General features: G+C 38.6%; 17 protein-coding genes and 2 pseudogenes. 7 read left to right on the top strand and 12 right to left on the bottom strand.

What is annotated here, in order from left to right:
- Positions 1 to 90: 90 nt before the first annotated feature.
- The 3 genes from ID47_RS00845 to ID47_RS13775 all read right to left on the bottom strand — a co-directional run bounded on the left by ID47_RS00845 (position 91) and on the right by ID47_RS13775 (position 2615).
- Entirely contained in the window at positions 91 to 1320 is a 1230-nt protein-coding gene (locus ID47_RS00845; protein WP_038462861.1) for a glycosyltransferase, read from the bottom strand.
- Positions 1321 to 1364: 44 nt separating this feature from the next.
- Positions 1365 to 2180: a 4'-phosphopantetheinyl transferase family protein gene (locus tag ID47_RS00850; RefSeq protein WP_051908332.1), complete on the bottom strand. Its 816-nt coding sequence runs from the start codon at positions 2178 to 2180 to the stop codon at positions 1365 to 1367.
- Between the two features lie 297 nt (positions 2181 to 2477).
- Complete coding sequence (locus ID47_RS13775; protein ID WP_420887364.1) at positions 2478 to 2615, bottom strand: hypothetical protein; 138 nt, start codon at positions 2613 to 2615, stop codon at positions 2478 to 2480.
- On the opposite strand from ID47_RS13775, the gene ID47_RS12710 reads away from it, so the two are divergent.
- Positions 2553 to 2792, top strand: coding sequence for a hypothetical protein (locus ID47_RS12710; RefSeq protein WP_156956599.1), 240 nt, complete (start codon positions 2553 to 2555; stop codon positions 2790 to 2792). The two genes, ID47_RS13775 and ID47_RS12710, sit on opposite strands and share 63 nt — an antisense overlap.
- Here the strand turns inward: ID47_RS12710 and ID47_RS13780 are convergent.
- The 4 genes and pseudogenes from ID47_RS13780 to ID47_RS00870 form a co-directional block, all read right to left on the bottom strand.
- Positions 2748 to 3050 carry a hypothetical protein gene (locus ID47_RS13780; protein ID WP_420887365.1) on the bottom strand — a complete coding sequence of 101 codons (303 nt, stop codon included), beginning with the start codon at positions 3048 to 3050 and terminating at the stop codon, positions 2748 to 2750. The two genes, ID47_RS12710 and ID47_RS13780, sit on opposite strands and share 45 nt — an antisense overlap.
- Positions 3051 to 3356: 306 nt before the next feature.
- Positions 3357 to 4667: an MFS transporter gene (locus tag ID47_RS00860; RefSeq protein WP_038462866.1), complete on the bottom strand. Its 1311-nt coding sequence runs from the start codon at positions 4665 to 4667 to the stop codon at positions 3357 to 3359.
- Positions 4668 to 5235: 568 nt separating this feature from the next.
- Positions 5236 to 5391 (bottom strand): annotated as a pseudogene (locus ID47_RS13785) (DDE-type integrase/transposase/recombinase); the annotation flags it as partial.
- Positions 5392 to 5519: 128 nt separating this feature from the next.
- Positions 5520 to 6488, bottom strand: coding sequence for an IS5 family transposase (locus ID47_RS00870; RefSeq protein ID WP_038462873.1), 969 nt, complete (start codon positions 6486 to 6488; stop codon positions 5520 to 5522).
- An 85-nt stretch (positions 6489 to 6573) separates the two neighbouring features.
- Between ID47_RS00870 and ID47_RS13790 the strand changes: the two are divergent.
- Positions 6574 to 6785 (top strand): annotated as a pseudogene (locus ID47_RS13790) (recombinase family protein); the annotation flags it as partial.
- A 134-nt stretch (positions 6786 to 6919) separates the two neighbouring features.
- On the opposite strand, the gene ID47_RS00875 reads toward ID47_RS13790, so the two are convergent.
- The gene (locus ID47_RS00875) at positions 6920 to 7624 is read right to left on the bottom strand and encodes an IS6 family transposase (protein WP_038462876.1); all 705 of its coding nucleotides are present in this window, start codon (positions 7622 to 7624) and stop codon (positions 6920 to 6922) included.
- 173 nt (positions 7625 to 7797) lie between these two features.
- On the opposite strand from ID47_RS00875, the gene ID47_RS00880 reads away from it, so the two are divergent.
- Positions 7798 to 8784 (top strand): diiron oxygenase, encoded by a 987-nt coding sequence (locus ID47_RS00880; RefSeq protein ID WP_051908335.1) that lies wholly within the window; start codon positions 7798 to 7800, stop codon positions 8782 to 8784.
- A 21-nt stretch (positions 8785 to 8805) separates the two neighbouring features.
- On the top strand, positions 8806 to 11772 hold the full coding sequence (locus ID47_RS11460) for a non-ribosomal peptide synthetase (protein WP_051908337.1): 2967 nt from the start codon (positions 8806 to 8808) through the stop codon (positions 11770 to 11772).
- Positions 11773 to 11823: 51 nt separating this feature from the next.
- Here the strand turns inward: ID47_RS11460 and ID47_RS12185 are convergent, their stop codons facing one another.
- Positions 11824 to 12411, bottom strand: coding sequence for a transposase (locus ID47_RS12185; protein ID WP_075261536.1), 588 nt, complete (start codon positions 12409 to 12411; stop codon positions 11824 to 11826).
- Between ID47_RS12185 and ID47_RS00895 the strand changes: the two genes are divergently transcribed.
- The 3 genes from ID47_RS00895 (at position 12412) to ID47_RS00905 (ending at position 14631) form a co-directional block, all read left to right on the top strand.
- On the top strand, positions 12412 to 12885 hold the full coding sequence (locus ID47_RS00895; protein WP_232223247.1) for a recombinase family protein: 474 nt from the start codon (positions 12412 to 12414) through the stop codon (positions 12883 to 12885).
- 464 nt (positions 12886 to 13349) lie between these two features.
- Entirely contained in the window at positions 13350 to 14324 is a 975-nt protein-coding gene (locus ID47_RS00900) for an IS110 family RNA-guided transposase (RefSeq protein WP_038462879.1), read from the top strand.
- A gap of 25 nt (positions 14325 to 14349) precedes the next feature.
- Positions 14350 to 14631 carry a DDE-type integrase/transposase/recombinase gene (locus tag ID47_RS00905; protein ID WP_232223248.1) on the top strand — a complete coding sequence of 94 codons (282 nt, stop codon included), beginning with the start codon at positions 14350 to 14352 and terminating at the stop codon, positions 14629 to 14631.
- A 322-nt stretch (positions 14632 to 14953) separates the two neighbouring features.
- Here the strand turns inward: ID47_RS00905 and ID47_RS00910 are convergent, their stop codons facing one another.
- From ID47_RS00910 to ID47_RS00920, 3 genes are all read right to left on the bottom strand, one after another.
- Positions 14954 to 15958: an IS110 family RNA-guided transposase gene (locus ID47_RS00910; protein ID WP_038462882.1), complete on the bottom strand. Its 1005-nt coding sequence runs from the start codon at positions 15956 to 15958 to the stop codon at positions 14954 to 14956.
- Between the two features lie 214 nt (positions 15959 to 16172).
- Positions 16173 to 18092 (bottom strand): YncE family protein, encoded by a 1920-nt coding sequence (locus ID47_RS11470; RefSeq protein ID WP_051908339.1) that lies wholly within the window; start codon positions 18090 to 18092, stop codon positions 16173 to 16175.
- Positions 18089 to 21376: a hypothetical protein gene (locus ID47_RS00920; RefSeq protein WP_038462884.1), complete on the bottom strand. Its 3288-nt coding sequence runs from the start codon at positions 21374 to 21376 to the stop codon at positions 18089 to 18091. The genes ID47_RS11470 and ID47_RS00920 overlap by 4 nt, the downstream gene beginning before the upstream one ends.
- Positions 21377 to 21410: the final 34 nt, after the last annotated feature.

Here is a 21410-nt window from a genome sequence, read left to right on the forward strand (position 1 = left end):
TTAATCTAGAGAATTTACACTCAAATATTTCCATTGCTTATAGATGCGACAGATCTAAATATAGCAAATGAAGGCTCGCCTTTAGGCTGATTACATACCGACGGCTTTGGCCGGCGGTCGTTGATTCTTGCTTAAAAGCTTATTCACTTGGTCAACAACTTTTTGAGCATTTGAAGATCTGATTATTGCTTCCCTGAGTAGCATTGTGGACCCTTTATAGATATCCCAATTTTGTTTGATATTATTCATCGCTTCATCCATTCGAGCTTTTGAAACCCCATCCTTTTGGATGTAATAGCCCACATTTAACTCTGCCATTTTTTGAGCATTAATATGTTGCTCCTCCATTTGTGGAAATAGAATCATAGGTACAGTGAAATAGAGGCTCTCATATAGGCTGTTACTCCCACCATGCGTTATAAATAATGAAGCTTCTTGTAATACTTTTAATTGATCTACGAATTTATGTACTTGTATATTAGGTTTTAATTTTAATTTACTTAGTTCCTCATGTATTTTTAAATTATTTCCAGAAGAGATAACTAAATTATATTTAGTATTGCCAAAGTAGTCTATCAAAGATTTTAATAATTCAATATCGCAATTAAAAATAGTACCTAAAGAAATATAGATAAGAGCTTCTTTGCCAAATTTAGCTGTGCTAGGGGCATATTGACTAGCGAACCGATTTCCAAGAAAGAAGATATTTCTTGCATCAGCTGATAGCTGCACCATCTGCATCTCTTGAGGAGTGTAAACAATGATTCCGTTGGCTGAACTTCCTGACAGACAATTAACGAACTCATCTAATAATTGTTCATTTTCTTTCAGTTTTTCTATTTTGAAATTGCTTCTCCAGTAATGTGGGGTAGTGAGGAGATAGGTGTTAGAACATAAGGAGGTGATATTATTTCTCTCTGCGTAACGTTTTCCCCAAATAGCAAATTGATCATGAATTATGATGTCTACGTTTTCAGTGAATCGAGGAAGAGTGGGCCAAACTTCATCATGAATATGATTTAATTCCTCATATAACGCTTCAAGATCAAGAGTTTTACAATCCATAGGCTGAGAAGACAAAACAGCTGTGGGGCTCTTGTAATCGATGAATGTAGCGCCTGTGTTCTCAATTTCTTTCTTGAACATGTCTGTATTATAGAAGGACACTTCATATCCTGCCTTGACCAATTCTGCAGATAACAACAGCAAAGGATTAGTATGACCGTACGAGGGAAACCCAAAAATCATACAACGGCAATTCTGCCCTGTTTCCCAATTGTTATGATGTTTTTTAAGTTGACAAGCTTTTAACATATTCATTTTTAGTCCTTTTTAAAAGAGTTACTTTATTGTCCTGGTTTAAATTATGCTGAGTTGCTTATTGTTGGTTTGTTGGAAGTAAGGTCATATTCTGGTTGGGGCATAGGTAACTCTGTCATTGCTGTTTTGATTGCTGAAAGATTGGAGGTTAAAACGGAATTTTTTGGGTAGACAATGGAACAGACGTAGTTAGCCACTGAAAAAGATAAAGCTTGATATTGCTGAAAATTCTTAAATTTACTTTCTACATAATTCTCCTTAAGTTGAATATCTCCTATCTCTAACAATTTACTTGGGATAGTAAAGCCACATTTAATAACTTTAGAGAGGGCTTCTTTAACCGTCCAAAAGAGTGTTAAAAATAAAGGAGAATCATCTGAAAAAGAAATAATTTTTTGTTGTTCAGCCAGAGTAAGTTGAGATTTTATTGTTGCAGCTTTAGTTGCGCAAATGTGTTCTACATCAATTCCCATGGGGTGTGCTTCTGAGAAGGCGAGAGCGGCTCCAAAAGTATCTGTATGGCTAATACTCACTTGCGCATCTGTTGGGAAAGAAGAATAAACAATGGGCTGCTGAAAGACTCCATTTTTAATCCATAATGTCGTTGGTTGATTATTTTGTATATAAAGGATAAGGGACTGTTTGGCGCAATAACGGCCAAGCAGATAGCTATGTTGCCGTTTAGGGTAGCGAAGAGACATAAAATATTTTTCCTCCTCAACATGCAAGAAATCAGAATAATTTGCATTTAATTCTTCTAAACTAAGCTTGCTGACACAAAAACCCGCTACATACTCCACATTACCATGTTGTAAGGTAAGAGGCGTTTTGTATGTAAATGCTAATAAGTTATTGTTCATTCTTAATGTGTCGCACCAAACTTGTTAACACTGTTCCAGATCCAATCTCTTCAAGCTGTGTTTCTCTTTCCTTCAATATATAAGGAATAGGAATCTGTTGCCAATTTGAAAGATAGTTAATTTTTTACTTATTATAAGCTACCTTACAGGTATGCGTTAGGCGTAAACGCCAAATAGCTAATTGAAAACTTTGATTTGTTCAGACAGGGGTTTCCTTAGGAAATATGTTTGTTGCTTGATCATCATTACCATAGGTTCCTTTTATTGCCCGGTTAGCTGTTTTAAAGGATTGGAAGCCTAACATCGGTCGTATCCTTCGTTTAATTCTTCGATGATCTGGTCGGTATTAATTTTTAGAAGGAGTCTCAGAGCATGCTTGAGGGCCTTCCTGAAAAAACGCCTTACAGACATTATATTCTGCTTGGGAGCGAGCATAAAATCTATCGTTTGGTCATGTTTATCAATTGCGTGGTATCAATATTTCCGTTGGCCTTTAACTATGACGTAGGGGGGAGTAGACCAAAGGAGTTTCACCCTTGGCCCCTCTCAGAACCGGGCGTGAACCTCTCAGCTCATCCGGCTTCTACCACGGGGACCATCATATTGTTCTAAGCTTCCAATAAATAAGGGAGGATTTGTTTTAGCTAAGTACCTCACATATTCTTGTGCTTGTCTTTTATGTCTGGCAAATCTTTTGTATTTCCTGCGCCCCCAGTGCTCAAGGTATTTGTTAAAATTATACCAGAGGCGCCCAAGGGCAGGGTGCATAATGCTGAACCAATGGTAAAGGGGTGTGGGGTCAACCTCACTGTGCCTCTCAAGCATCATTTCTTCTAGCTTTCTTAGCTGATAGGATATCGCAGGTACCATCTCATACATTGTAGAGTAATTATTGGAAGAAAATGTCTGTATCGGAAGTCTTGAGTAAAATAGTCTCCTTGATTTCCCTTCATACTCCCAAGTTTTGAATAGTCTCTCAAAAATGGTCAGATGATAAAATTGTTGGAGCCAATGCTGAATGTATGCAGCGACATAGAAGAAGCAATCTAAAAAATAATTTTTCTAGCTTTCCGGTAGAATTATTTTACAGAAAAGAAGAAAGACAACGAAAGCTCAGCTGAGTCCCAAAAAGGTATAATGCAGCCCAGAATTCTTTCTCGACTCCTTAAAATAGACTTATCCCACCCGCTCCAGTTTCACGACATTCTCTTCATCCCGATTATTTGTAACGTCCAGAATGGCCTCTTTTGTACCCCATGTTGCCACTAAAGACAGCCCTGCAATAACTGACAAGGTGAGGGGAACGACCCAAGGATTTGCAAAAAAGTCCAGAATGGCTGTTAGGCCCATTGGAAGTGTTGCCATGATTGCCCAAGTTAAGTTGTAACAAAAAGCAATGCCTGTGTATCTTACCTCAGGTGAAAAAATACGAATTAAAATGGGGAAAAAAGTAGAGACAAAAAGAGCAATAAAAAGTTGTTGGATCATTAAAAAAGTGACCAAGAATAGCATTGTTCCCGTCGATAAAAGCAAGAAAATGGGTAAAGATAAAACAATATAAGAAGCACAAGTCCACCGTAAGAGAGTGGTTTTATGGCGAAATAAGTCTGCATACATTCCTGCCAATGGTAGAACCAGGACTGAAAAAATAAAGCTTAAGGTTGTGGCGAAATAGACATCTTTTGATTCATATCCAAAGAATTTGGGAAGGTAGTAAGGTAAATAGAGATTGGTGATAGTTAAAGCAGCCATAAATGCTGTCAGGGCAGCACCTTTTAAAAGAGAAAATTTATGATTGCCTAACAATACCATGAGAGGCTTATGATTTTTGCTTCTTTCCTGAATAGACTGAAAAACCGGCGTCTCCTGAACCGTATTCCGGGCGATAAGAAGTAATATACCTAAGATTCCCCCTGCCAAAAAAGGGAGCCGCCAACCCCAGCTCACAATTTCTTCTTTGCTTAATGTTGAGGCAAGTAAATAAAGAACTCCGCTTGCCAGCAAAGCCCCAAGATTCATACTTGCAATCACTAAGCTTGTTTTTCTTCCTCGTCGGTTTTCTGAAGAGAACTCGCCCACAATGGTCATGGCGCCAGGCAGTTCTCCGCCAAACGAGATACCTTGTATAATCCGAAAAAGGACTAAGAGGAGAACGGCAATTTCTCCCCAAGTTTCATAGTTGGGGAGGAGAGCAATTAAGAGCGTACTGGAGGCCATGAGGGTAGTTGATATCAAGAATGCAGGTCGCCGTCCCCAACGATCGCCAATGATGCCAATAACGGTGCCTCCTAAGGGGCGGGCGAAATATCCTACAGCAAATACGAGAAAGGACTGTAATACGGCAGCAGTTTGATTTTGAGAGGGGAAAAACGCAGCACTTAAATATGCTGCCATCATTCCGTAAACAACGAAGTCATAGTACTCTAACGTGGATCCTAGACTTGCCAGAAGAGTGATGTGACGATCTGTTTTTGAATGTGTGGCCATGGATTTATCCTTTCAATAAATAATGGATTAATGAGGAAGAGCGCTGTTGAGCCAGCTGCAAAATTTTCCCTAAAGGGGGTTCTGACCTTTAATCCCTGAACATTCCGATGCAATATAAGTCTGTTTTTTTAAAAGATTTATCAATATTTTTTATCTGTAAAGCGAACCAATAAAATTGAACATTTTATAATATTTTCGAAATGATGTAATTTTTTTTATGACTAATAACTCCTAACAATCATTTTAGTTTTCTTCTTTGTCCCCATGCCTTTTCTCTCCACGTTTTATCTGACCTATAATTGTATGTTCTCAATAATATTGTCAAGATCAGTAGGTTTCTTGTTGTGCAAAAATGAAAAATGTCAGGTAAAGTGGCTTTGTTGCATTTAGAAAATAAGTAAGGATAATAACCTCCAGGGGTACCAAGTTGTTTAGAAGGAATAAGCCGAACGAGGTTTTTCCCCCCTTATTTGGCATAATGTTGGTATGAGGCTACAATCTCATTAAAGATGTCAAGGGATTGAATAAACTTTTGTAGATACTCTTTGGCACCCTGTTTATACCGTCCTACTTTTAAGAGATTAAGAAAAGCACCCATACTGCTCAAAAATCTTTGAGCACTTGGCACACTTTTGAAACCCCTCATCTGTCTCTCTTTTTCTCGGGTCGGCTGATGACTGTTTTCTATTCTATTATTAAGACGTTTATGATCCCGATGCTCAACAGATTTGAGTAAAACTCTATGGGCCTTTTTATGGCGTTGTTGCGTAAATAGAAAAGGTTGTCAATAAAAGGGGCGTTGTTGCATAAATGTAGAGTAAGGATAGAGCACCCCCCTTTCCCCCAAAACTGTTACATTTTAGCAGATTTGGGCATACCAAGGTTGGTAAAAGTATTCAGGATGAAGCATCCAAGATGCAATTCAGCATCTTGGTTATTCCATAATCTTGCATTAAGTTTACCGCCGATAATTTCTTTATAGCGATACATCGTATTTTCTACTTTAGCTCTTCGTCCGTATTTGTTTTTAGATTGCCAGGCGTATTTTCCTTTTTTATCAATGTAGTTAACCGTTTCTTGCCGCGGTGAGATTGCCTCATCAGCAGTTGATGGGGACCCACGAGCTGGAGGAATAATAGGCTTAATATTGGCTGATTCCAGCTGATCATAAGTCTCTTGACCATCATAACCTGAGTCAGCAATTAATTCGGTTACTTTTGTCGGATCAGCTTGTCGCAAATGATCTTGTAAGCAAGATCTATCATCTGCTAGATGATCGGTCATCATTCGGGAAACAATCAACCCCTCTTCATTAATACCAATGTGAAGCTTGCGCCAGAGTTTACGTTTATAGTGTTTCCCATGCTTAGACTCTAGCCATTCACTCTCTCCATAAACTTTGATGCCCGTGCTATCAATAACAAGATGACCTGGCTCATTCATTTTGTCTAATTGGCAAGTAAGAAGAGCAACGGTTCCGCGGCGAGATAACCTCGTATCACCAGGAACATCCAGATTAAGGCCCATCAATGCAAATAACGAGGCAACGAAGCCTTGAATTTGCCTTAGCTTTTGCTTAAGCATGGTTCTGAGAGCTAACATGATCGTAATAGCACAATCAGAATAATAATAGGGCCTGCCTTTTTGGGAAGAAGAGCTTTTACGAGCATACCATTTATTGCCGATATCTTGGCAAATCCATAAAGTCAAAGAACCTCTGTTTTTTAAAGCTTGATTATAGTCAGACCAATTTTTAACGCGATAGTCAGCTTTTCGTTGGCCAGGGCAACCATGTTTGCGAAGACGTTCTTTATAGGGCATTAGCTACCCTTTCTTCTAGAATCCAAGATAACTAATTTTTCCTTTTCCCACTTCTTTTTTCTATTTACGCAACAAATTCAAAAAACTCGAAAGCCAAGAGATAGGGTTTCAATCTCTCACTGAAGCGATCAATACCACCACGTCAGGCGGGCGGTTAATTTTTCATATTTTTGCCTCTCTGGCCGAGTTTGAACGCTCTATTATTAAAGAGAGAACCTTAGCCGGGTTATCGGCTGCTAAAAGATTGCTCCTTCCACTCTATATCGGCATTTACCTGGCGGTCGTAGCTCTATTTAAAGGTTTCCTCTCCCCTTTTAAAAGGTTTTGTTCGGCACCGTGTGTGATTATTTTTTGTATGCATGAAGTATGGTACTGTCGCATCTGTTTGAGGAGAGTATAATTGTGAGTAAGACGGCCTGATTTTGGACACCCTAAGCCATTAGGTTGGCAAAATTAAGAAATGCAGATTGAGAAGCTGTTTGTCCAATTATTTGCCCTTTTTGTATCATACGAATATTTTCGATTCCTGAAATAGTCTGTTTGGCTGAATAGAAGTTTTTAAACCCAAGAGTTGGCCTTGTTCGTTTCTTGATAAATCGATGATCCTGCTCAACAATATTGTTGAGATATTTGATTTGTCGTATCTCAATTTCATCGCCTTTTGAGACATTCTTATTAAAATAATCAAGGGCTGCTTTGTTGCTACAACTCTTGTCAACTGTCACTTTGTCAGGCTTTCCATTCTGCTTGAAAGCCTTTCTGAAAAAGGCCTTTGCAGCATCAGCATCTCTTTTGGCTCGCAGTAGAAAGTCAATAGTATTTCCTTGACTATCGACGGACCGATAAAGGTAAACCCATTTCCCGTTCAACTTGATATAAGTCTCGTCCATGCGCCAGCTCCCCCTAACTGGTTTTTTGCGCTGACGAACACGCTTATCAATTAGATACACAAACCGACGCACCCATCTCTGTAACGTCGAATGGTCGATAATGGCCCCTCTGATCATCATCATTTCTTCCAAGTCTCTGTAGCTTAGAGAAAATCGACATTTCATATACACAAAAAGCATGATAACTGAGGGAGAAGAACAAAATCCTTTAAAATGGGGAAGAAGACGGGGACATATGGTGAGCATCTAAACAGACTGTTTTCTAAACCTTTACACCTTAATCTCTCAATTTTCAACAAATGCGACAGTACCCAATATATGTCACCTTTGTTGTTATGGGTATTTTATTCCCTAGACTATGCCTTCAGCTACCTGTAAAATGTTGGGTAATGCGTTATAATAAAAAGGAATGACTCCATATGGAAACAGCTATAAATTTAAATGATCATGAGAAACTGAGACAAAACCCCATAGAGAGGCACTTCGTCAATACCTACCAAGAAACATGGGAGACAAGAAGCTCAATTCGAACACGACCAAGAAAATATATTGACTTTAAGGAAAATGGTTATTTCTTTCCAGAAAAAAAACAACCTCTTTTATTAAATCAAGAAATTGTAAATTTAGGTGAAAAAATTAAAGAAGAAATTCTGTTACAAACTTTTTATAAATATTTAAATGATATAATAAATTTAGAGATAAAATTAATTAACTCTGCATGTACGAGAGTTATATACAGTGATTTAGTTGTAAAATATCCTGAAGCGATAAAACTAAATGCATGTACTATCATTATTGATGAGTATTATCATGTATATGTTGCAAAAGATATGCTGCTTCAATTAGATCAACATTATCCTGATTTGAAGAAAGTAGATTATCCAGTTTCAGATGCTTACCATGCTGTAACATTAATAAAAGGACAGTTAGACAAAAAATACCACGAAATTTTTGAGATTATTGCTGTTTGTATTTTTGAAACTACCTTAGTAAGAGAGCTAGTAGAATTTTTCAATAGTGATGATATTCATCCTTCTATTCGGTATTATATTAACGACCATATGAATGATGAGTCGAAGCATTATGGGTTTTTCTTTGATTTATTAAGCTATACTTGGCAAAAGATGCCAGATGATTACAAAAAAAGTATAGGTGAACATTTTTCGGATTTTATTAAGCTTTATTTAAACATTAACTCTGAGAAAAAGTTTAATAAAGATTTATTAAATGATATCCTAAAAGATGAAAAGAAATCAATTTCCATTGTTGAAGATATTTATAAAGGATTTGATATTACTCCAGACATTCCTATTGTTAAGAATGTTTTCAACGTGTTAAAAAAATCTTCCTTAGATAAAGATAAATATATTAAGGAGAGTTTTAAGAAAATAGAATGGAATCTATAAATATTTGAGGTAAATCCTAAAATGAGACCTTTAAAATTTTTAATTAATTCAGAGCATGATAAGTTAGCACAGAAATTAATTGATTACCTAATAGATGCAGGACATTTTATTTATATCCTTCCAAGCAGAGATGAGACGCTGAGATGGAAAGAAAGATATAAGTATAATTTAGAAATAGTAGATGAGGGCTCTCTCATCTCTCAAAGGTTTGATTATTTAATTGATTTCAATAGCCATTTAAAAAATTTCAATAATTTATTGAAAATTAATTTTTATCTTAATTTAAAAGATAATAAGCTTTCTATCGCGTCCTTCTTGGGGAAAGATACCAAGGCGGCTACTCTATGTTGTCGCTATAAGGAGTTAGATGAGGCACATACCATAGATTCTCTTTATAACGAAATTACAGAAAATTTTATTGATACTACTGTTAGTTTGTTAAGGCCTAGAGAAGAAAATCTAGAGTTTCATACTCGATACGATAATGGCAACCGTTTTTATGAGCTTAGGAATTATGAAAGGACTTTATCTGAACTAATCGACTACTATCATACCTTGAAAGACAACGAAGCTGTATTCCACATTGATCATCTAAAGACACTCAATAATAAAATTACTGGATATCAAAATTATAATCTAAAGCTTGATAAAGCTCATTTAACTCCAGGAGATCTACAGCTCTTAACCGTATATCTTTTAATGTTGCTCAATGCAAGGCAAGAGGGAATATATGGTTATGATTTTTTGTGTGAGGCAGAAAAAATACCTAAAATACCTATTAGAAAATTTATTGAGAGTAAATTATTAGATCCATACCAAAAGCTTATTAAAAAATTCGATAATGATATCTATAATGTGAGTCAGAGCTCTTTTTATAAGGGAGAGATGCTAAAAGATGATAGCTTAAAACCAAAAGCTGTGGTTGCTTACGATTATGATGTCCTATTAGATAATGAATATTTATTATATGTTTTCTATGATAGTAAAGAAAATAAAATCTCCATAACATACAGGAATGATTTAACGTTTTTTTATGATATTGGATGGCATATAAAAAACTTTTTTAGTAAACTTAATGCGTTTGCCATGGGGGAGATGCAATTTACTGAGGTGCTAAATCTATCTCCTGATTATGCTAAGAAAATTGTCATTGATTGGAATCAAACAGATAAAGAATATCCTCAAGACAAAACTACTCATCAACTATTTGAAGCTCAAGCTGATAAAACTCCTGATCATACAGCGGTTGTTTTTGAAAGTGCTTCTTTAACTTATCGTAAGCTTAACGAAAGAGCCAATCAGGTTGCTCATTATTTAAGAGAGAAAGGGGTGAAGCCTGACACGCTAGTAGCGATTGCCTGTGAGCGTTCTTTAGAGATGATTATAGGCATTCTTGCCATCTTAAAAGCAGGAGGAGCTTATGTACCAATTGATCCAAATTATCCTCAAGAGCGTATTCAGTTTATGCTTGAAGACACCAAAGTTCAATTACTGTTAACCCAAGCTCACTTAATAAATCAGCTCCCTAAAATAGAAACAGATGTCGTGCTCATTGATAATCCTCTTTTTTTAAAAGATTATCCTGTTTCTAATTTGGAGCAGGCAAGTCAAGCTCATCATTTAGCGTATGTGATTTATACCTCTGGCTCTACTGGCAAGCCTAAAGGCGTCATGATTGAACATCAGAGTATTTGTGATCGTCTTTTTTGGTGGCAGGAGTATACACCTCTTACTCCTCAAGAGCGTTATCTTCATCAGTTCTCTTTTAGTTTTGATGGAGCTGTTGTGAGTTTGTGGTGGCCATTATTAAATGGCTCTACTGTGATTATTCCTACCTCTCAGGGATTAAGCGATGGAGAGTATTTGATCAATCTAATTGAGCAACATCAAATTACTGCTTTCCTTAGTACACCATCCATGATGAATATCCTCTTAGACCAAGAAAAGATACAGAAAGCCAAATATATTCGTAAAATTATGCTAGCAGGAGAGAGTTTTCTGACTTCCGTGCTTATCAAAGCTCATAAGATAAAAGGATGCCAAGTATACAATTTTTATGGACCTACAGAAAGTACTATTATTGCTACCAGCTATGATGCAACTAGAAAAGTAATAGACACTCCTTCCGTACCTATTGGAACGCCTGTCGCTAACACTTCAGTGTACATTCTTGATTCTTCTTTGCAGCTAGTTCCTATAGGGGTCGTGGGAGAGCTTTATGTTGGAGGGGTTGGACTTGCTAGAGGTTACTTAAACAGACCAGAGCTTACCGCAGAGAGGTTTATACCTAATCCTTTTCAAACAGAAGAAGAAAAGAGATTAGGAAAGAACGCGAGACTCTATAAGACAGGAGATCTGGTTCGATGGCTTAAGGATGGAAATATAGAATACATAGGACGTAATGATTTTCAGATAAAAATTCGAGGATATAGAATTGAACTGGGAGAAATAGAAAAAATCTTATCAAATTTTAAAGGAATCAAGCAGAGTGCAGTGATTATTAAAGAGCAAGTAGGCCATGCAGAAAATGCAGCGAACAATAAATACTTAATAGGCTACTATGTTGCTGATCACAAGCTTGATGAGCGTGAGATAAAGCAATTTCTACGAGAGAAGCTGCCAGATTATATGGTACCTCATGTTTTAGTACATCTCGAAAATCTTCCTTTAAATGTTAATGGTAAGCTTGATAGAGATTCTTTGCTGCAGCCTGAATTTTCTCCTATTGATGGTTATGTAGCTCCAAGGAATGCATTAGAAGTTTCTATGCATGACATCTGGGCTGAAGTACTTGGCTTACCGAAAGATAAAATAGGCATTAGAGACGACTTCTTTCACTTAGGAGGAGATAGCATTACAAGTATAAGGCTAGTTAACAGACTAAAGCGACACCTAGGAATAGAAATTAATATAAAGGACTTATTTAAATATAAGACTATAGAAGATGTTGCGTCGCATCTTGTTCAAGAGGATGGAAAGTCAAGTTAATTGCTCGAAAAACTTTGTTCTGGCTCTTCTGCGTTTCTAGTGAAAATAGATTTAGACATATTTCTTAAATCCCATTAAATCCAACTGTAGCCGCTGGAAGAGAGAAGTTTGTTTGAAGAAACCATAGCATCTTCTTTTAGCCACCTTGATTTTATTGTTGAGTCCTTCAACAAATCCGCTGTTTTTGCGGTCTTTAAAATAGTTGGCGATACTGGATTTGTATTTTTGCAATGTGCCTATAAATTTATTAAAGCAGCTGATATCACTCTTCTTAACCTTTGCAATCCACCGCTCAAGCTTAGCAAGAGCAGCCTTTCTCTTACTTTTACTATTGAAAATATGTGTTAATTTTAAGGCATAGCTGTGGGCTTTTTTAAGTTCTGGGGAATGTTTATAAAGGACTTCTAGCGCCGCTTTATCCGATTGAGATAAACATTCATGCTTCTTTCTCAATATCCACATCATTCCTGTCAACTTCTCATATTCTTCTTGAGGCAATTCAGATTTTAGGCGAGCCATTTCCTTAATCCGTAAGGCGTCAAGTGGTTCCCGGTATAACTTGGCCACGTGAAACCTATCAATAACAACAGCTCGGGAACCAAACACTTCCATGGCAGCTTGGACAAATCCATCATACATATGTCGAGTACAGGACTAGCAGTAATGCTAGTCCTGTACTCGACTAAAAGACCTGAGCTAGAAAAGATGCTTGAGCACTTACGAGAAGATGACACTATTATTGTATGGCGCTTAGATCGGTTAGCCCGCTCTACAAGAAATTTACTCGAAATAAGTGACAAGCTTCGTCAGGTGGGAGCTTATTTTCGTTCACTGTGCGAACCATGGGCTGATACAACATCCCATGCCGGCCGTATGGTGATGACAGTATTTACAGGTATTGCTGAATTTGAAAGAGAAGTGATTAAGGAACGCACAAGTACTGGACGTCATTTGGCAAAGAAAAGAGGCGTTAATTTTGGTCGCCCCTCTAAGCTCAATCCAGAACAAAAAAGCTTGATCAAGCGCCTGCTTTCAGAAGGGGAGTCTATTAAAAACATCGCTAAAACAATGAATACCCACCCCTCTACCATCTATAGAAACATGGAAATCTAATAAAACCTATACGACCCCCAACTTTGGGATGGTCTCCTTTGCCTGTAAAAGCTGATCCTCTTTTCTGACGGATATCTCTGGCATAAACAGGACCCCAGGTTTGGCACCAATTTCGAATCGTTTTATAAGTAAAAGATAGGCCTCTATCCTCAAGCATTTCACTTAAATCTCTTAAACTTATTTTATAACGGTAATAATAACGAACAGCAAAGCCGATAACACTTTTGGGAAGACGGTATCCTTGTATCTTTCAAGTATCCAGTATATGAAGCTAATATGCTGGTATAAAAGGCAGAGAGAAGCCGGTTACTTTCCTGTGCCATGTGAGCACGTCATAAAGAGTCAACTCTCTCTGCCCATATCTGGTTTTAAACCGAACGGTATCTTATGACCTCAAGATTGAGTGATCATGCATTTTACAAGGTTGGTTAAAAACTATGCTCATTATACTGTGTGAGGTAAATATGCAAAATGTTCATGTTATTGGAATTGATATATCTAAAAAAACCTTTGACGCTTGCGTTATGCTTAACGGAAAAAACAAGAAAAATTCTTTTGATAATAATAGCATGGGGTGTGAAGAGTTAATTTCATGGATTAAGGAATTTGGGCTTACTGATCCTCATATTTGTATGGAATCCACTGGTTCTTATTCAGAGGCAGTAGCAGATTGTTTATACAACTCTGGTTATAAGGTAAGCGTAATTAATCCCTTGCAAGTTAAGTCTTTCAGGCTCAGTAAGATGATACGTCAGAAGACAGATAAATCTGATTGTGAAGTAATTGCGATGTTTTGCTTGCAAAATTGTCCTGTTTTATGGAGCCCAAAGCCTCGGGAAAATAAAGAATTATACGAAGTTAATGCTCGAATAGATATTCTTAAAATGGAATTAAACAGATTGACCAATTCCCTTGAGAAAGAAATTATAAATAAAATTGTAGCAAATTCCATAAATGAAGAAATGCAATTTATCAAAGACATGATAAGAAAATTAGAACAAGAAGCATTGAATATTATCACTAACTCACAAAAACTGAAAAGGCAATATGATATCCTTAGAGAAATCAAGGGGATTGGAACTAAAACGGCAATGACCATTTTAGCTGATATGCCTGACGTCAGTCGTTTTAAAAATGCCAAGCAATATGCTGCTTTTGTAGGTGTTACTCCCTCCCATTTCCAGTCTGGAACGTCTGTTAAGGGTAAATCACATATCTCCAGATTAGGATCTAGAAAGGTTAGAAAAGCGCTCTATATGTCGACGATTGTTGTAAAAAATCATAACAACGCTTTTCAAGCCTTTGTAAACCGCCTGATAAATAAAGGTAAGCCTTCAAAAGTTATAATTGTCGCTAACATGAGAAAGCTACTCCATATATTTTTTGGAATCTTGAAAAGTAATAAATCTTTCAATCAAAATCTTGCTTTTCATAGTTGACAATAAAGACGGTATCTTTATGTAGATGGACCCAACTATCGAAGAATTAAAAAGAGAAGGGTGTCTGGATGAACGCGTCAAGCATAGGCAAATCAAATATCTCAACAATATCATCGAACAGGATCATCGACGTATCAAGCGTCGTACCCGTCCCATGCTAGGATTCCAATCGTTTAAGGCGGCTAACCGAACGCTCAAGGGAATTGAAGCCATGGCCATGATGCTTAAAGAGCAAACAATTTATTTGACAAAAAGCTATCAAGATCAGGTTCGTTTTTTCAATCGTCTTTTCAACGTTTACGCCTAAATTCTGTCCAGTCCCTGGGGGATTGCAATCTTAAATCACCTTATTTCCAAATTTGCAACGTATATGGCCTGAGCAAGAATGCAAGAGTTTTTTTAAAAGAAAACATTGAGGTGCGGACGTATATTCGGCTTTTAACGAAGGTTTATCCTTCTAGCCCAGATGGTATATCCGATCACTTCTTGCCCTTATCGGAACCATGGTTTTTGTAAACCGTGTTGCAAAACAGGATCTCAAGAAGCTGGTAATTCACTTTGTCATCTTTTTATTTTACTCTAGCAAACCTCGGTGGTAGGTCATCCTTATAATTTTACTTATGGGATATCTAGTGAATAGAGTGGTACTCAGTTTGTTTGGCAAGTAGAGACCATACAATTCTTGCATTCTTATTAGCTAGAGCTACATAAGCTTTCTGTTTACCACAACGCTCAATCAGCTTCTCTAACCAATTAGAACGCCTTTTAGCAAAGCTAATAAAGGCGCGTGCTCCGTGAATAAGAAGCGTCCTTAAATACCGATCCCCTCTTTTGCTAATGCCGAGCAGCACCTTTTTATTTCCGCTAGAATGCTGACGTGGTACCAATCCTAGCCAAGCGGCTAAGTGACGCCCATTCTTAAAGTTAGAGATATCACCAATTGCTGATACCAGAGCTGTTGCTGTTAAAGGGCCAATCCCTTCAATTTTTTTAATCCTTTGGCATGCTTTATTCTCGCTACAAATTTTGGCGATCCGCTTATCTAAAAGCTTAACTTTTTTATCAATTTCCAAAAGATCTTGATGAAGCTGGCAAAAAACCTCCAGAGCTAAACTTGTCAGCAAGTTATTTTGATTTTCCAGAAACTGAGGTAATTTCTCCCTCAAACACCCAATACCTTGAGGCGCCACAAGTCCATATTCACTAAGCAGTCCTCTAATCTGATTGACAAGGGCCGTCCTTTGCTGCACCACTCTTTGACGGTACCGATGGAGCGATTGGATATCCTGCTGTTCTATAGTTTTAATTGAAACAAATCTCATATTAGGCCGTGCTACTGCTTCACAGATAGCTTCAGCATCATTCGCATCATTCTTATTCGTTTTAACATATGGTTTTACATATTGTGGGCTCATCAGTTTCACTTCGTGCCCGTAAAGCTGAAACTGGCGGGCCCAGTAGTTAGATCCACTGCAAGACTCCATTCCTATAAGGCATGGAGGTAGATTGGCAATAAAGCTAAGCAATTGGTCACGTCCAATACGCTTCTTTAGCACTGTCTTGCCTCTTTTATCAACGCCATGCAGTTGAAATACCCGCTTGGCTATATCAATCCCTAGTGTTTTTATTGTCATGGTGGGGTCCTTATCTTTATTTATTCCTTTTACATCTCCAGATTACCATTCTTTTCTCATAATCTGAAAGTTGCTCAGGCCATCCCATCAGAACCCTTATTTTTCCCTTAGTGTTAAAATTTTCAAGACGCAACCATCCCTCTAAGAACCGAGACATTTTTTGCAAAAAAGAAGAAATAACTCTAAAAAAATATTCATGCACCCCATCCTATATTTATATAGAAGAAGGAACGTCGATGACCGAAACAGTACTATTGCCCCAGTTTGCTACATAGAGTCTAGATCCATCCGGTTTGATGGCAAGGGCACTAGGACTATCCATATCCAATCCTGTAATATCAGCGATTTTGTTATTGGTATCATTCTTAATGTCAATAACCGAAACAATACGATTGCCTATGCTCCCGTTTCCTACATAGAGTCTAGATCCATCCGGTTTGATGGCAAGAGCAATCGGGTTATTAAATCCTGTAATATCGGCGATTTTATTATTGGTATCATTCTCAATGTCAATAACCGAAATAGTATCACTGTTTGCCACATAGAGTCTAGATCCATCCAGTTTGATGGCAAGCATACTCGAGTTATTAAATCCTGTAATATCGGCGATTTTATTATTGGTATCATTCTTAATATCAATAACCGAAACCATACCATTGCCCATGCTCCCGTTTGCTACATAGAGTCTAGATCCATCCGGTTTGATGGCAAGAGTCATGAAGTCATCAACTCCTGGGAAATTAAGTCCTGTAATATCAGCGATTTTATTATTGGTATCGTTTTCAATGTCAATGACCGGAACAGTACGATTGTACGAGTCTGTTGCATAGAGTCTAGATCCATCCGGTTTGATGGCAAGATTAATAATCGCGTAATGAAATCCTGTAATATCGGCGATTTTATTATTGGTATCATTCTCAATGTTAATAACCGAAACAGTATGCTGGTACCAGTCTGCTACATAGAGTCTGGATCCATCTGGTTTGATGGCAAGAGTACCCGGGTAATTAAATCCTGTAATAATATCGGCGATTTTATTATTGGTATCATTCTCAATGTCAATAACCGAAACAGTCCCAGCAGAGCCCCAGTTCCCTACATAGAGTCTGGTTCCGCCTGGGTTGATGGCAAGAGTAGATGGGTCATCAAATCCATGTATATCTGAAAGTTTTTTAAATTCATAGACTTGGATAGGGGGGCTATCCATGGTTTGTGTAGTCCTATTTCCTCTAATCGTAAGCGTATATTTTATTTCTGACACATCTTCTGGCACGCCGACAGTCATCTGTCCGTTATTTAACTGATCTGTAGAAATATCCCAGTTGTTCCCATTTGGATCTGTTATAGAACCCTGGGTTGCATTTTCTGTGATCCAAGAAAGCGGGATTGATCCTCCTGGTAATGCACTGGATCTCCCATTACTACCGCCAAAACTTATAATCTTAGGAGTATAAACGGTTACTGTTTTCTCTCTTTGTAAAGTGGCTGGTGAAGTTGGATCTGAGCCTTTAATGGTCACATTAAGGTAAAAGGTTGTTGTGTCTACGAGATCATCCGCTGGAATTTCATAGCTCCCTGTAGAAGGAAGGTTTGGGATAGTTTTTTGATTATACTGTAATTCATAAGATCCTGCACTGCCACTCCAAGACAAGGTCGTACTTTCTCCAGGGTTGACACTCTCTGGGGTCGCGTCAAGGTCACTGACCTGGAATTGCTCTGGAAATTTGGATAAAGGTAAAGTTGTAGAAAGGGTTCCTCCTTCTTGAGTGGTTTCTTTAATAGTAAGAAGAGTTGTTCCGACTTGTGCATTCACCTTAATCCCGACGAATGTAAAGGTCAGCCCTTCTCGTCCAATCTTACCCTGTGAAGGTGAAGTAGGAGTTGCTGTGAACTGGCCTTTATCTTGACTCAGTTCCCAGTTTGTTGGTTTGGTAAACGTAATTCCGGTCAGATCGGTACTGAGATCTTTCGCGTTATCCCCTAGAGGAATTTGAAAGGCCAAGGAGGTAATATTGATGTAGCCACTTTGGTTATTGGAAACCGTCAAAGTTAAAGTTGTATCCCCATTAATTTGGAGGATATCAGGGGTGGTTAAAACCGCATAAGTAAGCTTCGTTTCTTCTTGAATCTTCATCTTATTTTTCCCTTTGTGTTAAAATTTTTAAGACGCAACCATCCCTCTAAGAACCGAGGAGGGGCATCGGGAAGACGGGCTAGAGCACTGGCTTTGGTAAGAGGCTGTACTGTCCAGGTGCTAGAATTTGAGTGTTGAATCCAGCACCATTGGCCATTTTGTTCAGAAAGTTTCGGGATGCGGATAGCATCCGAATCCGTAAGTAAAGGTCCTACTCGAAAGCTAACCTCCATGCTCTTGAGGGCTAACTCAACTAAGGAAGAAGGCAAGGTAATGCTTTTGTCAGGCAGGATTCCGGTATGCGCGTAAACACTTCCCCGCGGATCCATGAGAAGGGTACAGCACATCTTGTTCCCATCAAACTTTAAAGAAATGTAATTACGGGTATCACCACCAATGGGTTTAATATAAGGTGGATTGGCTGGAGTCAGCCCGCTTGGGTAATGAACAGCATTAAAGACTGTATAGTTATCACTGTCTAAATAATACCCTACTAAGCCATCATCTCTTAATTCCAAGCTACCTAATCGAATATCAAAGGAGATAGTAGAGATACCTCCGTCATCTTGTTTAAATGTAGTTTCCCAACTCTGGTTGTAGGTCGACTCACCGTCCCAAACAAACTGCAATTTAGCACGCACGAGAGCAAGCGGTCGACCAATCAAAACGGAAAGCTTTTGATCATCTCTTCCACCAAGCGGGTTTACAAACCATAATGTTTCATCAATGACTTGGAAGAAGTTTTTAAAGGCGTTCGCTTTGTTAGTACCTACAATTCCTTGGATCAATCCTCGCAAACGAATATTTGGTATTTTACTAGGATCAATAAGCGGGTTTGGGCTATCGGGGACAGAAGTCCAGTTGACGTTTTGTGTTCCTCCTTCTACCAGCACTTCCCCTAGTAGGTGACCTTGACCATCATAAACCATAACACTGTTATCAATATGATTGGGAAGGAGCCACCCACAAATTGGATTTGCATTGGCAGCGAGTCCGACCTCCTCTTCATCATTGGTACTATCCACCCAACGGAAGTTTAAGCGGCTGGTTTGTATAGGTCCTAAACGCTGCTGGATGAATTGATTGGGTGAGGTCAGTTCCCCTGGCTGATCTGGTATTAAATAGGAGGATCGAATCGGTAGGAAAGCTTGATAGTTCCCCCCGATGTTGCCATTTGCATAGATCAAGTTAGTGACTTGGCCAAAGCAATCAACAACTTGCAGTTTCTTAAACATAAAAAAGCCAGCTTTTTGAGGGAAGAAAAAAGGAGCGGCTCCACCAAAAGAGGTATCCACATCTCCCTGTTCTGGGTTAGGAATAGCATGATGCTGATCACCGACTTGACTTGCAATGCTCGCATCAGGAGGCCAATTTTGCTCAATTTTATGCATGCTTAATTGATCATAGAACCCACTGAGTCGTTGAGAAAGAATATCCCAGTCTTGAAGGTCTTGGAGCAGTTTATCGATATTCGAAAGATCAAGGTTTGGGTGATTCTTTAGGTAATTTTCTAAACGGGCTTGAAAGTTAAAGACGGCTTGTGGGGTGAGAAAAGTTCTGCCAGAAAATGCTTGGATTAAGTCATTGCTTGGTTGTTGCTGACCAATCCAACGATACTGTTCACCATCAAATTGCCATTGATCTAAACCAAAGACCCATGGATCGTTAACACTATTCTGCGTATAGGTTGGATACCAATCGACATCCCATTCTAGAAACAGAGGCCTCCAGGCTTGAACCCATGATCCATAGGCCAGGGAATCTGGACACACTGATTGAGAGCTTGCCCACTGATGGTTAGTAATTGCTTGTTGCACGAGAGCTTCTTTACTCTGGTCTTGCAGACCATCTCGGGCAATAACAAGAGCATTATTGGGGTCAAGAAAGAACACTTCATTGCACAAAGCAGCAATCTGACCATTGGGAACATAAGAGTTATTGACTGGATAGAGAATGTTTTTTTGCAGGCCTGCCGTTGTGGCATCAACACTTTTTCCGTCAATCATTAAGCCGGTTACAGTTTGTCCTGGTAATCGGCATAAAAGCAAATCATCATCGGATTGAGGGAAGCTTGTATCAAGTCCTGAAATAAGAACCACGGGATCATTAGGATGCCAGAATCTTGGCATAGCGGTTGGCTTTAAGATAAAGGTATCTGGGAGTTTTAAGATATTTTTAGCATAAGAAGCAATACTTGTGGGGTCTTGGGGGTTGGGAAGGGAACTGGCTAATTGGTTAACTTGTTGTTGTTTTTGTTCAACCGATTGGCGGAAAGAATTAAAAACAGGAGAACCAATTTTAAGGTTATCTTGAATTTGAGAGAAGTCACCAGGGGGATACTGTGGACTATAAGGAGGAGAAGTATTATAAAGCTTTCCAGCTTTCCACCACCTTTTATAAAGCTCTTCTTGCAGAGATGCTAATTGGCGTACATTTTCATCGAGTTGGTTTTGCTGGCTATTTAAAGTAGCCAAGGCTTCGGCATAAGGACGAGGGTCAGGGCTATACTGGCTTGTCTGATGAGGGGCTGGAACAATTTGCCAAAAAGTTCCACCGTTAGATGACCCATACCAAGCTTGGCGGATTTGATTGCTCACCCGAGCCACTCCATCAGGCTTATCTAGAGATTCGAGCAAGCCATATTGAAACGCTTCTAACAAAACTGTATCAATAGTTTGGCCTTCTTTCTGAGCTTGGGTTTGAACTAAGGCCGCAAGCGCATCGATCGCAGTATTGCCAATTGCCACTTTGACTTGTTCAGAAATGGATTTTGGATCGCTATTTGGGCGTTGAGGAATAATCTCTGTTTGCCAGGTTATAGAATGGAGCATCCCATGAAACAAAGATTGTTGAGGGGAAGCTGCGGTTGGAACTTGGTTGGTTTGCCATTTTAACTCTGACAGCCGATCTTTCCACGTATCGCTAGTAATACCGGCTAAGGGATCTTCTCCTGGCTTAGAGTACCATCCGACCACAAGGTAAGTTAGTAGGCTGTTATTAGGTAGGGTAGCTACTTGTGTGTCGACAAAGCTAAAGACGTTTTCAATGCCAGGAGCATAAGCTGAAAAAGTCACATTTCCTGGCCCAACGGCTTGAAGGAAAAGATGATCGGGGTTTGGGTCTATCCATGTTGGCGTAAGCTCTTCTGCTTTGCCTAACTTTGTTTTTTCTAATTTCTCGGCATTAGGGTTAATAAAAGGGCTTGTTCCCTCATCGCCTAAATAATCGCTTTGAATAATCCAACTTTTAAGAGAAGCAGGAGAAGCACCTGGTTGAAAGCGCAAGACCAGCCAGCGATTAGGAATGGTCGGAAAACGG

This window comes from Candidatus Paracaedibacter acanthamoebae, assembly GCF_000742835.1.
In the GTDB taxonomy this organism is placed as follows: Bacteria; Pseudomonadota; Alphaproteobacteria; order Paracaedibacterales; family Paracaedibacteraceae; genus Paracaedibacter; species Paracaedibacter acanthamoebae.

What these genes read in the sequence shown, in the direction of transcription:
- ID47_RS00845 (WP_038462861.1), bottom strand. Translation starts at nt 1,320, where the DNA reads ATGAATATGTTAAAAGCTTGTCAACTTAAAAAACATCATAACAATTGG.
- ID47_RS00850 (WP_051908332.1), bottom strand. Translation starts at nt 2,180, where the DNA reads ATGAACAATAACTTATTAGCATTTACATACAAAACGCCTCTTACCTTA.
- ID47_RS12710 (WP_156956599.1), top strand. Translation starts at nt 2,553, where the DNA reads ATGCTTGAGGGCCTTCCTGAAAAAACGCCTTACAGACATTATATTCTG.
- ID47_RS13775 (WP_420887364.1), bottom strand. Translation starts at nt 2,615, where the DNA reads ATGCTCGCTCCCAAGCAGAATATAATGTCTGTAAGGCGTTTTTTCAGG.
- ID47_RS13780 (WP_420887365.1), bottom strand. Translation starts at nt 3,050, where the DNA reads ATGGTACCTGCGATATCCTATCAGCTAAGAAAGCTAGAAGAAATGATG.
- ID47_RS00860 (WP_038462866.1), bottom strand. Translation starts at nt 4,667, where the DNA reads ATGGCCACACATTCAAAAACAGATCGTCACATCACTCTTCTGGCAAGT.
- ID47_RS00870 (WP_038462873.1), bottom strand. Translation starts at nt 6,488, where the DNA reads ATGCCCTATAAAGAACGTCTTCGCAAACATGGTTGCCCTGGCCAACGA.
- ID47_RS00875 (WP_038462876.1), bottom strand. Translation starts at nt 7,624, where the DNA reads ATGCTCACCATATGTCCCCGTCTTCTTCCCCATTTTAAAGGATTTTGT.
- ID47_RS00880 (WP_051908335.1), top strand. Translation starts at nt 7,798, where the DNA reads ATGGAAACAGCTATAAATTTAAATGATCATGAGAAACTGAGACAAAAC.
- ID47_RS11460 (WP_051908337.1), top strand. Translation starts at nt 8,806, where the DNA reads ATGAGACCTTTAAAATTTTTAATTAATTCAGAGCATGATAAGTTAGCA.
- ID47_RS12185 (WP_075261536.1), bottom strand. Translation starts at nt 12,411, where the DNA reads ATGTATGATGGATTTGTCCAAGCTGCCATGGAAGTGTTTGGTTCCCGA.
- ID47_RS00895 (WP_232223247.1), top strand. Translation starts at nt 12,412, where the DNA reads ATGTCGAGTACAGGACTAGCAGTAATGCTAGTCCTGTACTCGACTAAA.
- ID47_RS00900 (WP_038462879.1), top strand. Translation starts at nt 13,350, where the DNA reads ATGCAAAATGTTCATGTTATTGGAATTGATATATCTAAAAAAACCTTT.
- ID47_RS00905 (WP_232223248.1), top strand. Translation starts at nt 14,350, where the DNA reads ATGGACCCAACTATCGAAGAATTAAAAAGAGAAGGGTGTCTGGATGAA.
- ID47_RS00910 (WP_038462882.1), bottom strand. Translation starts at nt 15,958, where the DNA reads ATGACAATAAAAACACTAGGGATTGATATAGCCAAGCGGGTATTTCAA.
- ID47_RS11470 (WP_051908339.1), bottom strand. Translation starts at nt 18,092, where the DNA reads ATGAAGATTCAAGAAGAAACGAAGCTTACTTATGCGGTTTTAACCACC.